This is a genomic window from Desulfobacter sp. (genome assembly GCF_050177295.1).
This window is the reverse complement of sequence record NZ_JBFXHE010000061.1, coordinates 1-15,704: the sequence shown is the minus strand read 5'-3', so window position 1 is coordinate 15,704 and position 15,704 is coordinate 1. Positions and strand designations below refer to the sequence as shown.

The 15,704-nt window shown below is 51.7% G+C and carries 11 protein-coding genes; 5 read left to right on the top strand and 6 right to left on the bottom strand.

What is annotated here, in order from left to right:
- A partial coding sequence (locus AB7U36_RS06950) for a hypothetical protein (RefSeq protein ID WP_428159067.1) occupies positions 1-440 on the top strand: 440 nt, incomplete at its 5' end.
- Between the two features lie 136 nt (positions 441-576).
- Here the strand turns inward: AB7U36_RS06950 and AB7U36_RS06945 are convergent.
- The gene (locus AB7U36_RS06945) at positions 577-1,497 is read right to left on the bottom strand and encodes an HD-GYP domain-containing protein (protein ID WP_428159066.1); all 921 of its coding nucleotides are present in this window, start codon (positions 1,495-1,497) and stop codon (positions 577-579) included.
- A 227-nt stretch (positions 1,498-1,724) separates the two neighbouring features.
- Between AB7U36_RS06945 and clpB the strand changes: the two genes are divergently transcribed.
- A complete protein-coding gene (clpB, locus tag AB7U36_RS06940; RefSeq protein ID WP_428159065.1) occupies positions 1,725-4,334 on the top strand; it encodes an ATP-dependent chaperone ClpB in 2,610 nt (869 codons plus the stop codon).
- Positions 4,335-4,632: 298 nt separating this feature from the next.
- Here clpB and AB7U36_RS06935 read toward each other — a convergent pair whose 3' ends face one another.
- Together AB7U36_RS06935 and AB7U36_RS06930 are read right to left on the bottom strand one after the other, a co-directional pair.
- Positions 4,633-5,994, bottom strand: a complete 1,362-nt coding sequence (locus AB7U36_RS06935; RefSeq protein ID WP_428159064.1) for a sigma-54-dependent transcriptional regulator — start codon at positions 5,992-5,994, stop codon at positions 4,633-4,635.
- A gap of 20 nt (positions 5,995-6,014) precedes the next feature.
- Positions 6,015-7,799, bottom strand: a complete 1,785-nt coding sequence (locus AB7U36_RS06930) for an ATP-binding protein (RefSeq protein ID WP_428159063.1) — start codon at positions 7,797-7,799, stop codon at positions 6,015-6,017.
- Between the two features lie 270 nt (positions 7,800-8,069).
- Between AB7U36_RS06930 and AB7U36_RS06925 the strand changes: the two genes are divergently transcribed.
- A complete protein-coding gene (locus tag AB7U36_RS06925; RefSeq protein WP_428159062.1) occupies positions 8,070-8,585 on the top strand; it encodes a Spy/CpxP family protein refolding chaperone in 516 nt (171 codons plus the stop codon).
- A gap of 95 nt (positions 8,586-8,680) precedes the next feature.
- Here the strand turns inward: AB7U36_RS06925 and AB7U36_RS06920 are convergent, their stop codons facing one another.
- Positions 8,681-9,487 carry a fumarylacetoacetate hydrolase family protein gene (locus tag AB7U36_RS06920; protein WP_428159061.1) on the bottom strand — a complete coding sequence of 269 codons (807 nt, stop codon included), beginning with the start codon at positions 9,485-9,487 and terminating at the stop codon, positions 8,681-8,683.
- A 72-nt stretch (positions 9,488-9,559) separates the two neighbouring features.
- On the opposite strand from AB7U36_RS06920, the gene AB7U36_RS06915 reads away from it, so the two are divergent.
- The gene (locus AB7U36_RS06915; RefSeq protein WP_428159060.1) at positions 9,560-10,462 is read left to right on the top strand and encodes a rhomboid family intramembrane serine protease; all 903 of its coding nucleotides are present in this window, start codon (positions 9,560-9,562) and stop codon (positions 10,460-10,462) included.
- 164 nt (positions 10,463-10,626) lie between these two features.
- Complete coding sequence (locus AB7U36_RS06910) at positions 10,627-13,944, top strand: hybrid sensor histidine kinase/response regulator (RefSeq protein ID WP_428159059.1); 3,318 nt, start codon at positions 10,627-10,629, stop codon at positions 13,942-13,944.
- Positions 13,945-13,955: 11 nt separating this feature from the next.
- Here AB7U36_RS06910 and dapF read toward each other — a convergent pair whose 3' ends face one another.
- A complete protein-coding gene (dapF, locus tag AB7U36_RS06905; RefSeq protein WP_428159058.1) occupies positions 13,956-14,807 on the bottom strand; it encodes a diaminopimelate epimerase in 852 nt (283 codons plus the stop codon).
- Positions 14,808-14,866: 59 nt separating this feature from the next.
- The coding region (locus AB7U36_RS06900; RefSeq protein WP_428159057.1) for a ribonuclease D at positions 14,867-15,704 on the bottom strand (838 nt) is incomplete at its 5' end.

The window sequence follows — 15,704 nt, the reverse complement described above, 5'->3', positions numbered from 1 at the left end:
ATCGTGAGATCATCGAAAAACTTGCTGTTCTGGAAGAGGGTCAGAAAGCGCTCAGGACTGAAATGAGGTCAGGTCAGGAAGCGCTTTCAATAAGACTATCAGACCTCAGGGCTGAAATGAAATCGGGCCAGGAAGCACTTAATAAAAGACTGGATGATTTAAACAAAAGGCAGGATGATTCAAATAATACCATGCTTGTTCTTTTTGGCTCTCTCATCACGTTGATTGTGGCACTTTTTGGCTATATCGCCTGGGATCGTCGTACCATGATGAAGCCGGTGATTGAACAGGTCAATCGTCTGGAACGTAAAGTACTGGCTGATCTGGATTTGGAACACTCGGATGGTTCACTTTTAAGAAGGCAGCTTGAGGCATTGAGACAATATGCCGGAAAGAATCCTGAATTTGCTGAAATATTGCGGGAATTGGCGCTGCTTTAGCTGCTTTAAAAGTGATCTGGTGATTAGCGGTCTGGCCATGCTAATTGCTTGGAATACAATCAAATTTTCATAAGCCTTAAGAACTCTGATATTGAGGCGGATAAATTATGGGCGGTCCGATAAATGCCAACAGAACCTAACTGCTCAGGCAGGAGCAGAAATTGACAAACATGCGCTTGCTGTATTTGCCTGCGATGACCTCATTTTTTAAAAGCTGGAGGGAATGAAACGGTTTCTGGGGCGTCACATGGTGGCTGGTGCCCCGGTAGGTCAAAGGTTCGTAGCTGATGATCAACCCGATGAGCTGGGCTTCCTCAGATATATTGGTGATACCCTTGGGATAGCCTGAGCCATCCAGTTTTTCATGATGCTCCAGGGCCACCATGGCAATTTCCGGTTCAAAAGAGGCGCTGTTTTTAATGGTGCGGTATCCCTTTACCGTATGGCTCTGATGTCCCTTGAACTGGGTGTCTGATAATTTGGTCTTGGTGTTGTAAATTTCCGGGGGAAGCTGTGTGCAGCCGATGTCATGGAGAATGGCACTCACCCCGAGCTTTTTGATCTCTTCTTCGGAATAGTGATGGAATATGCAGAACTGCATGGTCAGGAACAAAATATTTACAGTATGTTCCACCAGCTGGTCTGAATAACTGGAAAGTTTTGCCAGGGATTTCACCAGAATTTTATTTTTGCTGTAACCCTGGAACAGGATTTCCAAGGTCTCCGGCAGCATTTTGCCTGAAATATTCAGCGGACCTTCCAGGGCTTCCTGGACAATGGTGCTCAACGCCTGCTTTATGTAAACATAACCCTGGGAGAAAATGGTCTCCGATAAATAGGTGTTCATTGTTTTGTAAAGGGCTTTGGAGGCTTTTCCCCTGTCAGATGCGCGGATAAAAAGCTCCGGAAACTGACCGTTCTCGATCCGGGGGTCTTTAAGCGGTTCGCCCTCTTTTTTGTAAAGCAGCGGTTCATTTTCTTTTGAAAAATAGAAAAGGGGAAAATCTTTGAACAACGGGATCTGGGATCTTTTAACAGGAATGAAGTCTTTGTCCATTTTCTTTAAATTGCGTTGCGATTAATGGTGTTATTGTTCATATAAAATAATGGCAGCACCTTTTTTCGTTCAAATAGCATATTATAATGATATTTTGCAAATTCATAAATTTAATGTGTCTGTTGATTCCCGGGGCATTTTATTTGAGACAGATGTTGACGGGTATAAAAAGAGTATTACTTTTAGGCGGAATTAAATAAAAAGTAATACGTAACTGGAGGTGCATTATGAATTTTGAAAAATTGACCGTGAAATCCCAGGAATTGTTCCAGCAGGCCCATACGCTTGCGGTTGAAAAGGGACAGCAGGCCATTGAGCCCATCCACTTTTTGGGGGCCATGCTGGCCGATACCCAGGGTATTGCTGTATCCATATTCAATAAAATAGGTGTCAATCCCGGTGCTGTGGTGCAGCTTGTGTCATCCGCCCTGGACAATATGGTCAAGGTGTCCGGGGGACAGCCCTATCTGTCCGAACCCGGACGGAAAATGCTGGATCTGGCCTTTAAGGAGGCCGCAAAGATGAAAGATCAGTATGTCAGCCTTGAGCATATATTGATCAGTCTGACCCAGGGCCGGGACAAGGCAGGCGAAATCCTTGGGGGTCTGGGCGTTAAAAGAGATGTGATTCTGTCCGTACTCAAGGATATCCGGGGTAATCAGCGGGTGACTGACCAGAATCCCGAAGATAAGTACCAATCTTTGGAAAAATTCGGAAAAGACCTGACTGATCTGGCGCGCCAGGGTAAACTGGACCCGGTCATTGGCCGGGATGAAGAGATCCGGCGGATTGTCCAGGTATTGTCCCGGCGCCGGAAAAACAATCCTGTGCTCATTGGCGAGCCGGGTGTCGGCAAAACCGCCATTGTGGAAGGCCTGGCCCAGCGGATTGTGGAAGGCGATGTGTCCGAAACCCTGAAAAACCGGCGGGTCATTGCCCTGGATATGGGAGCAATGCTTGCCGGGGCTAAATTCCGGGGCGAATTTGAGGACCGTCTCAAAGCGGTATTAAAGGAGGTTGAGGCTGCCGAGGGGGAAATTGTTCTTTTTATTGACGAATTGCATACAGTGGTGGGGGCCGGTGCTGCCGAAGGGTCTGTGGATGCCTCCAATATGCTTAAACCGGCCCTGGCCCGGGGCAGCCTGCGTTGTGTGGGGGCCACCACCCTGGACGAGTACAGAAAATATATTGAAAAGGATGCTGCCCTGGAGCGGCGTTTCCAGCCGGTCCTGGCCAAGGAGCCCACCGTGGAAGACACCATCTCCATCCTCAGGGGGCTGAAGGAAAAATATGAGGTGCACCATGGCATCCGGATTAAGGACTCAGCCCTGGTGGCGGCCGCCACCCTGTCCCACCGGTACATTGCCGACCGGTTTCTGCCGGACAAGGCCATTGACCTGATTGATGAGTGCGCATCCAGGCTTCGTATCGAAATCGACTCCATGCCCCGGGCCATTGACGAGATCCAGCGGCGGCTGACCCAGGCGGCCATTGAGCGTCAGGCCCTGATCAAGGAAAAGGACAAGGCCTCCAGGGAACGTCTCGAACACCTGGAGAAAAACATTGCAGCCATGGAAGAGGAGATCCGGCCCTTGAAGCTGCACTGGGATAATGAGAAATCCATTATCCGGGAAATCTCAGGGCTCAGGGAGGACATTGACCGGTTCCAGACCCAGGCCCAGCTTGCCGAGCGTGCCGGTGACCTTGCAAAGGTGGCCCAGATCAGATACGGCACCATTGCGGATCTGAACAGAAAAATAGAGGAGAAAAAACTCAGTCTTGCCACGCTGCAGCAGACCTGCAAGATGCTTAAAGAGGATGTGGAAGAGGCTGACGTGGCCGAGGTGGTCTCCACCTGGACCGGCATCCCCGTATCCAAGATGCTCCAGGGTGAGCAGGAAAAACTGATCGCCATGGAATCCTATATTGCCAGACGGGTGATCGGCCAGGAAAAGGCCATTGATGCGGTTTCCAATGCCGTGCGGCGGGCCAGGTCCGGTCTGCAGCCCGAGGACCGGCCCATTGGTACCTTTATTTTCATGGGCCCCACGGGTGTGGGTAAAACCGAGCTTGCCAAGTCCCTGGCCGAGTTCATGTTTGATTCCAGGGACGCCATGGTGCGGCTGGATATGTCCGAGTACATGGAAAAGCACAGTGTGGCCCGTCTCATCGGTGCCCCTCCCGGCTATGTGGGATATGACCAGGGGGGGTACCTCACCGAGGCGGTGCGGCGCAGGCCCTATAGTGTGATCCTGTTCGACGAGATTGAAAAGGCCCACCCGGACGTGTTCAACATCCTGCTCCAGGCCCTGGACGACGGCCGGATGACCGACGGCCACGGCCGGACCGTGGATTTCAGGAACACCATCATTATCATGACATCCAATATCGGGTCCAGGATACTGCTTGAAGCAGGGCATGGCGCCTCACCCGAAGAGGTGGAACAGGCGGTGCAGCAGGCCCTTAAAGCCGCATTCAGGCCGGAGTTTTTAAACCGGATTGATGAGATTATCACCTTCCATGCCCTGGAACGCGAGCATATCATGGATATTGCCGCCATCCAGATTGCGGCCCTGAACCGGCGGCTGGCTGCCAGGAATCTGGCTGTTTATCTGGATGACGATGCCATGACTTTTCTGGCGCAAAAGGGTTATGATCCCGGGTTTGGCGCCCGTCCGCTCAAACGTGTCATCCAGCAGGAAATCGAAAACCCGTTGTCCTTGGCATTGCTTAAAGGGGAGTATCTGGAGGGCGAGACCGTGTACTTCCGCCTTGACCGGGAAAAAGACCGGCTTGTTCCCGGTCATGGCCCAACACGTATATCGGCCATGGAATAATCCGGCATTTATGAAAAAAGAGAGACACCTCCCCGGGACTGCATCTGAAATTTCCCAGGTCCGGGGAGGTGTTTTTTGTACGTTGGTCTACAGAAAAGCAGTTATGGTTGTATGGCTTTCCCATGAAACAGATAGCGGATGATACATGATGCATCACATAGAATTTTCTCAAAAGGATAGTCGATCCGATCTGCCGAACGGATCCTGCTTTCCATTCCACTCGGCTGTATTCACCAATAACAGCATTGGTTTGGCAGTCATATGCAACAGAGCCGCACCCACCTCTTTTACGGGCCGGTCAATCAGCCTCCTCTCCATACTGTTTGAGTTTTTTAAGCAATGTTTTCCGGGTAATGCCAAGTCTTCGGGCAGCTTCGCTCTTATTGCCCTGGGCTGCAGCCAGGGTGGATAAGATGGCCCGTTCCTCCACCTTGGACAGGGTGATATTTTCGAGGTGCAACGCTGCATCCCGGGTCTGTTCAGGTTCATCACCTAAAATAAAGGAGAGATCAGACCTGCAAAGGTAATCGGTCCTGGCCATGACTACCCCGCGCTCCACGGCGTTCATCAGTTCACGGACATTGCCGGGCCACTCATACCGGATCAGGGTATCCATGGCATTGGGAGAGAACCCCTTGATATCCCTTCTGTTTTTCAGGGAAAACTCATCCAGAAAGTGCATGGCAAGTTCCGGGATATCCTCGGGACGCCGGCGCAACGGCGGAATATCAATGTGTACCACATTAAGCCGGTAGTAAAGGTCTTCCCTGAATGTTTTTTGGGCGGACATGGCTTTTAAATCCCTGTTTGTGACGGCAATCACCCTGGCATCCACGGCAAGGGTCTTTTCCGAGCCCACGGGCGCAATCTCTTTTTCCTGGATGACCCGCAGCAGCTTTGCCTGCATGGCAAGGCTCATCTCGCCGATTTCATCCAGCAGGATACTGCCCTTGTCCGCCAGAAGAAATTTGCCCTTACGGCTCTTGTCAGCCCCGGTGAATGCGCCCCGCTCATGGCCGAACAGTTCGGATTCCAGAAGGGTTTCGGTGATGGCTGCGCAGTTGATCCGAATATAGGGGTGTTTCCTTCTCATGCTGTTATTGTGAAGGGCAGCGGACACAAGTTCCTTTCCTGTGCCGGATTCCCCTGTGACAAGCACATTGGCATCGGTGGGGGCCACCATGTGTATGGTATCCAGCAACGCTTTCATGGCAGGGCTTTTGCCCAGGATATCGTGGTGAAAGGTGCTGGATTCCAATCGTTTTTTCAGGTCCTGGTTTTCGTTCTTCAGGTGAAGACGTTCAAACACCCGGTCCACGGTAAGTTTAAGCCTGTCAAAGTCAAGGGGCTTGGTCAGGTAATCATAGGCCCCGATTTTCAGGGCCTGGACAGCCGTGTCCACCGAGGAATAGGCGGTCATGATGATCACGGGAAGGGCCGGATTAAAGGCATGAATTTCGGCCAGGGCTTCCATGCCGGACATTTTCACCATTTTCATATCCATGAGCACCAGGTCAAAGGGAGTGTTTGTCACCGCGTTCACACCTTCATCTCCGTCCGGGACAACCTGCACGGCATATCCCCACCCTTTCATCAGGGTTTTAAGCATGGTGGCATGGGCTGCATCATCATCCACCACCAGCACGGTCTTGTCACTCATTAAAAAGTCCTTACATCATTTTATTCTATTGTCTCATTGCCAGGCAGGGTGATATAAAATACAGTGCCCTTTGAGGGCTGGCTTTCCACCCGGATCTCACCTTTGAGATTTTCAACGATCCTGTGAACGATGGACAGCCCGAGACCTGTTCCCTTGGCCCGGGTTGTAAAATAGGGATCAAATATTTTTTCAAGATCTTTTGCCTGGATCCCGCAGCCGTTGTCCGCCACCCGGATCTCAAGAGTATCTTCCGCATCGGCCACGCCAATTTCAAGAATCCCGTTGCTGTCCATGGCATTTAACGCATTCATGTACAGATTGAGCAGCACCTGGCAGATCCGTTCCGGATCCGTATGAATGGTTTCTCTTCTGGTGCGGATATCTGTTTCAACACGGATCTTTTTTTTCCCAAGGTCATGGGCAACCAGCTTAAGGGAGTGCCGGATAAGGGGCTTGATCCGGATCTGCTTGATCTCCACGGCCATGGGTTTGGCAAATTCCAGCAACTGGGTGATGGAGCGGTCCATCCGCTCCACTTCCTGGACCATGATTTTTGCAATCTCCACATCCCCGGGTTCATTTTCATACTGCCGGGCAAAATAGGTGGCAAAGCCTTTGATGGAACTTAACGGATTTCTGATTTCATGGGCCACGCCTGCGGCAAGTTTGCCTATGGCAGCTAAATGCCGGTTGGTTTCCACCTGTTTTTTCAAGTCCCGGATCTGGGTCAGATCCCTGAATAAAAGGACAAAGCCCTGGACCTGGTCTTCGTCTGCCGGGATAGCCGAAACAGTCATATCCAGCCGAAGATCGCCGTTCTCTTTCCGGTTCAAAGCCACCTCCCCGGACACGGCACCGCCTGAACCCGAAAGTCTGGCAGCCATGGCAGCCATCTGGGGACAGGCTTTTTCAGGAATTTCGCCCAGGATCTTTTCAGCTGCCCGGTTGGCTGAGGTCACATTAAACTTTGGATCCAAAGTGATCAGGCCCGAGGGCATATTCTGAACCACATTGTCGGAAAACGCCTTGACCTGTTCCAGGGATGACTGGGCAGCCCTGTAAGCCTGGAGGGCAAACAGGGCAATAATGCCCGAACAGCAGAAAACAAAAAACAAAAGTCCTTTGATAACAATGTTCTTAAATCCCCGGGCCTGGGCTGCCTGTACCCCGGTCATGGATATGCCGGCAAAAATATAGTGATCAGCCTGGCCAAATACGCCGAAAGCAGGCCTGGCCGGTCTTTCAGCACCAAGTGGGCCGGGCGGCATCTTTCCGTGGCCGTAACGGAGGCCGGGCTCTAGGCCGGGCCCCCGTCTTTGACCTCTGAACATAGGATTAAACGGCACAAAATGCTTGGCCACTTCCAGAACCGGCCCATCCGGTGTGTTCAGGGAGCGGCTGGAGATCAGGTGGGGATCCCTGGGTAACAGGCCAAGGTCTGCCCATCTGTCATAAATTTTACCCACCATGGCGGCATCGGAATGGGCGATGATTTTTCCCATGGCATCGGTGATCATAATATAGGCAACATCGGGCTGGCCTGCGGTTTCCTCCAGCATGGACTGAATTCTTTCGGCGCCCCACTGCATGGATCCCATACCGATCCGGGTGCCTGCTTCAAATGTACGGATTAAAGAGGTGCCTGTGATGAAAAACCGCTCCCGGATAAACTCATCCTGTTTTTTAACCCGGTCCAGGGTCATCAGGATAAACACCGGCAACAGCACAACCAGGACCCCCACCATAACCAGAGGCGGCACCAGACCCGGCATTTTCCGGGTAATATTTAATTTAAATCTATTCATGGGGTTCGCTCAGATATGATGAACAGTATATTTTTTACCCAACTGTATACCCTTATCCGGGTAAAAAATATACACTATATCTGTTTTTTTTTAAACCCCCTGATATGGCATTCAGATCCGAAAGGCCTGGTACGAAAAGACTTCAATGAATTTCAAGACAGGTGGCACGCCATTTGCTATATTTGCTATACAGTTTAGCACAAGGATCAAAAACTTAAGATCATAAAACACGGATCACAGAACATAAACCAAGGGCCACAAGGAGGCAGTATGAAAAAAACATTAGCCACATTAACCATCCTGATTGTCACATGCACCTTTTCCACCAGTGCATTTGCAACCCCCCCGAAACAGGGCAAAGGCAAGGACAGACCCCGGGCGTGCATGAACCTGACCAATGAACAGCAGACCCAGCTTCGCGATCTGCATCAGAAATTTATTGATGACACCTATGAGATACGTACGGATCTGATGAACCTGGATCAGCAGATCCGCATGTACATGGAAACATCTAATCCTGATCCGGCAAAACTGAAAGCCATGGTCACGGAAAAAGCGGATTTAGCAAAAGATCTGGCCGTTAAACGCATGGAATTCGCCCTGGATGCCAGAAAAATCTCCCCTGAATTAAAATATATGCCCATGGGCATGGGACAAGGATTTGGCGGCCCTGGTATGGGACACGGCCCCCAGGGTAACGGATTTGGCAGGGGTGCCGGATTTAATGGCGGCCCTGGCCCGGGATTTGACGATCCCCAAGATGAGACCCCTCCTGAAAATAACTAACCCCCACCCACCGCTCAACCATCCATCCTTCCCTCAACTCTCTTCTTTCTCCTGTCCCCCCGGGCTAGCCCTCCCGGGGGGACATCCTTTTGACTTTACCGCTCTTTTTCCACAGGATTTTCAAGCACGCCAATGCCTTCAATTTCAACCTCCATCCGATCTCCCGGCGCCAGATACACGCGGGGTTTACGGGTAAAGCCCACCCCTTCGGGCGTACCGGTCAGAATCAGGGTGCCGGGCAAAAGGGTTGAAGACTGGGACAGGTAGGAAATCATATTGGCTATGCTGAATACCATGTCGCTGGTGTGGCTGTCCTGCATAATTTCACCGTTCAGGCGGCACTTGATAGCAAGATTCTGGGGGTCTGTAATTTCGTCTGCCGTGGTCATGACCGGCCCGCAGGGACAAAAGGTATCATAGCTTTTTCCCCTGGTCCACTGGAATGCACCGGCATGTTTCTGCCACCGCCGGGCAGAGACGTCATTGGTGCAGGTATATCCAAGTACATAATCCAGGGCCTTATCCTCGGGCACATTTTTAGCGGCAGTTTTAATGATCACCCCAAGCTCGGCTTCGTAATCCACCTCGGGCGGATCTGACGCACATTCAGGGATCACGATGGCATCCCCATGCCCTGCAAGGGAACCGGGGTATTTCATGAACACAGCCGGATATTTTGGGATTTCCTGGCCGGTCTCCTTTGCATGACGCCGGTAATTCAGACCGATGCAGATAATGGCCGGCGGTGCCACCGGGGGCAAAACTCTCACCACATCCACCCGTTCACCGGTATTGCTGAAACTTTTGTCCGCAGACTGCTCCACCAGGCAGGCGGTGTGTCCGTCCCAGTCGCACCCCATGACTTCCGTACCCTGCCGGGTAATAAAACGAATGATCTTCATTTAAGGCTCCTTTATTCTTTTTATGGCATGGGCTATATTCAGCCAGAAATAATCCCATCCGGCAAGGAAAAAATGAAATCTATTTTCACAGGCAGTATACACAATGAAAACAGCCGAAAGCAGGCCGATCTTATCCTGGTGGTCCTGGCGTCCCAGTCTGTGAGGGCGGTCATTGATACAGGCCCTGACGGATTGTGCAACATCCTTGTGCCCGATGACGATGTTTTTAAGGCCCGGCAGCAACTGAAAAAATACACAAGGGAGAACAAGATGGCTTCAGGGCCGCCCTCCCATGTGCCGGCCGGAATTTTTTTCTCCCCATCGGCCCTGGCCCTGGCTTTTTTCCTGGCAGCCATCCATTACATAATCACCACCAGGGGCCTGCACAAACAAGCGATTCTGAACTTTGGTTCGTCTTCGTACTACCTAGGTCAGGGGCAAAGTTTCAGGGCCGTGACAGCCTTATTTCTGCACAGCGATACAGAGCATGTTCTGGGAAATATGGCCGGAATACTTGTGCTTGCAGGCCCTTTACTGCGCGTGACCGGTTACGGCCAGGGCCTTTTGCTGCTTTTGGCAGCAGGCACGGCCGGCAATCTGATATCTGAAAGTTTTGGCCGGGATTTAAGGCTCTCCATCGGGGCCTCCACAGCGGTCATGGCCGCAGCAGGACTTCTTGGGGCCCGGCGCATGACCATTGGCACCGAACCTTGCCATTCAACATTTCCAAAGCTTAAAGGGCTGGCCCCCTTTGCAGCGGCAGCCACACTTACAGCCATGTTCAGCCACGGTGAAAATACGGATGTATCCGCCCATCTGTTTGGTTTTCTTGCCGGTACCGGAATCGGGCTGTGTTATTATCCCTTGTCTGCACCATTATCAAGTCCGGTAATGGGCCGTATCAGTTTTGGCATTGTACTGGCAATTTTGTGCACAGCCTTTATCCAGGGTGTTTTAACTTTTCTGCCGGGATAAAATGGAGCGGCGCAGCAAAACCGGTCTTTTGCCCTAAAAAGTTCCCTTAAGCTGTTTTGCTGCTGATACATTGTTATTAACCCGGCTAAATACTTGCCTTTAGCTGTCTTGTTTTCTACAATGCCACCGAATACTGTATCCCTCTTGTTTTCGGAGAATCTGCAATGGACAATGAACATAGAAACGATTTTTGGAATCAGAACCCCGGAATTGGATTTCCCGGGATGCGTTCCTACCAGGCGGGCGTGTCCGTTGTATTTGGGTTGATCGGATTTGGTGTGAACTTTTTGGACATCAGATTTATAAACAGCCCGGATTATAAGATCAGCATTCTGGCCGGGCTGTTTTTCCCCCTGCTCATTGCCCTGGCCTGGGGTTGGCGCTACGGGCTGCTTTGCGCCCTTGCCGGCGGATGCCAGGCCATGTGGTGGCTCTGGTACGGGGACGGCTGGGGGATACTTTACTCGGTACCGGTCTTCACCCTATGGATCGTCTGGCACGGTTGGTGGGCGGACCACCGCCCCAAGGGCCATCCCTGGTATATGAGTTCGTTTGCTGTGGAGATTCCGTCTCGCATCATTATTGAACTGGGCTTTATGGTGGTATTCTCATGGCTGGTATCGCTGAATCCACCGCCCTGGAACCCCTTGGCTGCAGGGAACCACGTAAGTCCGGCCTGGCTGCAGACCGTGGCCATCAAACACACGGTGGAAGCCTATATTCTTCTGATGGCAGCCTATATGACGCTCAGCCTGAAGCCTGTCCGGCGTTTTTTCGGCCTGCCCTCACGGTCTACCCAGGGCCATACCATGGTCATATATGCCGGAGCCCTGGTGTTCGGACTGGCCCTGTGGACACTGGACATCCTGGTGAATTACTTTTTTTTCCCCTGTGAGGGGCAAACCTTCTGGGGAACTGCCGTGCATGGGGCAAGCCCCAAAGAGGCGGTCTTTCGATCCTTTTACCTGACCGCCGCGCTGTTGATGGGAATTTTACTGGATCGCTTCAACCGCAGACACATGGAACTGGAAGTGCGCCTGGACCACCAGAACCGTGTGCTGGCAGCCATCCGCAACGTCAACCAGCTCATTGTCGGAGAAAAGGATCCGGATCGCCTTTTGAATGAAGCCTGCCGTCTGCTGGTGGAAACCCGGGGGTTCCATAATGCATGGATCGTTCTGACGGTGGACGGGCGGCCAAAGGAACCATTTTATCATACAGGGTTTAACGGCGGATTTGCCCCCATGGCCGAGCGCCTGACCGCCGGAAATCTGCCGGCCTGTGCGGAAGCGGCCCGCATGTCCGGTAATATTCAGGTAAAAAGCAGTCCGCCGGACCAATGCAAAGACTGTCCGCTGGGCTCCCAGTATGCCGGCCAGGCCGGGCTGTCTGTGGCTCTGAATCACGCTGGCAGGAATTTTGGCTGGCTCTGCCTCTCCTGCCCCATCGAATTTTCCCACTGCCCCGACGAACATGACCTCATAAAGGAAGTGGCAGGCGACATTGCCTTTGCCCTATGGGGCATTGAAAATGAAAATCAGCGAAAAACCGTTGAACGTCAATACGCCGCCGTTCTGGCGGCCTCTGTTGATGCGGTGGTGGCCACTGACCCCGGGGGCAGGATCACGGTGTTCAACCCCGGCGCAGAAAAAATGTTCGGCTGCGGGGCAGAGGCAGCCCTGGGCTCGCCCATCACACGCTTCTGCCCTGAAGACCGCCTGGCAGAACACGAAGAAGTGATACGCCGGGTGCATGAAACCGGGGAAGTTCCCGCTTATGAATCCGAAAGGCTGACTGCCGGTGGCCGGCGGATATGGGTGGAGTTCTCAATGAGCCTGGGCAGGGACGATCAGGGACGTCCCCAGGGGGTCAATTCTATTTTACGGGATATCAGCGAACGGAAACAAATGGAATTCGAGCTGATAAAAAAGCAGGCGCTTTTGAAAACCACGGAAGAGTTGAGCCAAACCGGTGGCTGGGAATGGGATGTGGACCGGAAAAAGATGTCCTGGACCGAAGGCATTTACCGTATTTATGAACTTGGCCAGGAGATGTTTGACCCCAATATTCCGGATCCCTTTCAGCGCAGTCTGTCCTGCTACGATTCAAATGATCAGAAAAAGGTTAGCGATGCCTTTTTGAGATGTCTTGGAGCGGGTGAACCATATGATTTTGAATGTGCCCTGACCACTGAAAACGGCCGGCAAAAATGGATTCGCACCATGGCCCGGGCCGTTCTCAGAAACAGGCGGGTGGTCCAAGTGATAGGCAATATCATGGACATAACGGACCGCAGGCAGATGGAAGAAGAAGCGATTCAATTGGAAAAGCGGATGCAGCATTCCCAGAAAATGGAATCCATCGGTTCCCTGGCCGGCGGTATTGCCCATGATTTTAACAATATCCTTTTTCCGATTGTGGGCTTGTCGGAAATGCTGATGGAAGACTTCTCCGAAGGCAGCACCGAATACCAGAATGCCAGGGAAATTCTGACAGCGGCCAGAAGGGGCAGCGAGCTTGTCAAGCAGATACTTTCCTTCAGCCGCCAATCCGACGACAAAACCATGCCGGTTCAGTTTCAAGGTATTTTAAAAGAGGTGCTTAACCTCTGCAGGTCAACCCTCCCAACCGACATAACAATCCATCAGGAGATCAATCCCCAATGCGGTTTTATCATAGCGAACCCGACACAACTTCACCAGATCGCCATGAACCTTATGACCAATGCCTATCATGCCATAGCGCCGGACCATGGGGAAATATCAGTAAAGCTGTCTGAAACGAAATTCTGTCAGGAGGATATCCCGGCCTTTTCACTTGAACCCGGCCGATACGCCATGCTGACCGTTTCTGATACAGGTAAAGGGATTGACCCCGGCACCATAAACAAAATATTTGATCCGTACTTTACCACCAAGGAGAACGGGAAAGGTACCGGATTGGGTCTCTCTGTTGTCCACGGAATTGTCAATAAGTATGGCGGTGAGATAAAAGTTTACAGTGAAGTTGGAAAAGGAACGACGTTTAATGTTTATATTCCTTTGATGGAAAAACAGGCCGGGGTCGAAACCGAAGAAAAAGTAAAAATGATACCGGTGGGCAATGAACGTATTCTTTTGGTTGATGACGAAGAACAGATTGTTCAGATGTTGAAAATCCTGCTTGGACGGCTTGGCTATCGCGTAACTTCCCGTACCGGAAGTGTTGAAGCCCTTGAAACATTCAAGACAAACGCCGGCTCATTTGATCTGGTGATCACAGACATGACCATGCCCAACATGACCGGCGATCAATTGGCAAAAGAATTGCTGGCCATTAAACCGGATATCCCTATCATCATGCTCACCGGCTTCAGTGAACGGATCAACAGAAAAAAAATAGAGGCCATCGGGATAAAAGGATTCCTTATGAAACCTGTTTTAAAATCCGATATCGCTCTGGAAATCCGAAGAGTATTAGATGAACGCCAAAATTTTGTATAGGGAATTCTCCCCTAAATATCAATATTTCCCTTAAAAACGGTTTGGGCAGGCCCGGTCTTAAAAAGATGGCCACCGGATTCATCCCATGAAATATCCAGGTCCCCGCCGTCCAGATGAACACGCACCTGCCGCCCTGCCCGTCCTGTCAGATAGGCGGCTGCGGCCGCTGCACAGGCCCCGGTGCCGCAGGCAAGGGTTATGCCGGCCCCGCGTTCCCACACCCGCATTTTTAATGCGGTATGAGAAAGGACTTCAATGAACTCCACATTGGTTTTTTCAGGAAAACGAGGGTGATTTTCCACCATGGGACCCATGGTTTCAATGTCCACCAGTGACAAATCATCCACAAAGATTACAGCATGGGGGTTCCCCATGGAGACACAGGAAACGGACATTGTGCCCTGCCCTGTTTCAATGGGCACCGCCAGGGCCATACCCCTGTCGTGGACAAAAGGGATCTGTCCGGGAACAAGCCTTGGCACGCCCATATCCACGCATACGGATACCACCTGTCCACCTTGTTTTTTTTCGATCCGGGGCACCACGGTACCGGCCAGAGTCTGAACCTTGATTTCATCTTTGGCAAGGATATTATTTTCATAAAGATATTTGGCAAAACAGCGCATGCCGTTGCCGCACATTTCAGGTTCGGACCCGTCGGAATTGATGATGACAAACCGGATATCATGGGTATTGGAATGCCGGGCCAGGATAATGCCGTCGGCACCAATGCCGAATCTCCTGTGGCACAGGCGCACAGCCAGATCCGGATAGTCAATATGCCCGGCAATGGTCCTGTCCCGGTCATCCATCACGATAAAATCATTGCCGATGCCGTGCATTTTCCAGAAATCTATGCGCATTGTTTATCCTTTCTCACTTAACGGGCGCCAAAGGCGCTTCACCCTTTGTCTCTTGTCAATCACTGCACCCGGGACAGGGTATCCATGATCTGATCCCCAAGGGCCTCGACCTGCCAGTTTCGCATACCCGGAATCTGCAGCAGATCTTCCGGGCATGATGGCTTCCCCGCTGCCACAGCAGCAATCATATTGTTGTTGATCAGAAATCCGGGCTCCATGGCCAGGGTCCGGGAAGCGGCTTCACGCATTTTCTTTAATGCATCAATGCGGCCAAGGACCTGGGTGCTTTTCCTGGGCATCCGGGTTCTGGGGTAAGAAGGCAGTTCCCGGTGGGGTAAGGCAAGTGCGGCTTCAATGGCCTGGACGCACAATTGCCCGTACATGCCTGCCTGTTTGGGGCTCAGTGCCCGGTGTTTCAACACAGCCTCAACACTGGCCGGCCTGTGCTGAACCATGGTCATGATGGACTGGTTGGACATGATTTTAAAGGGCGGCAGATCCTTTTTCTCCGCCTGGGAAAGCCGGACTTCCAGAAGATGCTCCAGCACGGCAAGACTTCGGTTGTCAAGTTTCCCAGCCCCCTTGAACCGTTTAAACAAGGGCCGTAAATGATTGCTCTCGTATTTTACCCTGGCCTGCAAATCAAACTCCTCTTCGGCCCAGGCCAGGCGGCCGGCCTTTTCAAGGCGGCCCTTTAAGAGGTCATGCAGTTCCACAAGCGTTGCCACATCCCCCACACTGTAGGAAATCATCTCATCTTTCAGGGGCCGCTTTGACCAGTCCACTTTCTGGAATTTTTTATCCACATCAATATTGAAAAAAAACTTCAACAATGCGCCCAGGCCCCGTTCCTTTATATTTAAGAACCGGCAGGCGATCTCGGTGTCAAACAGGTTC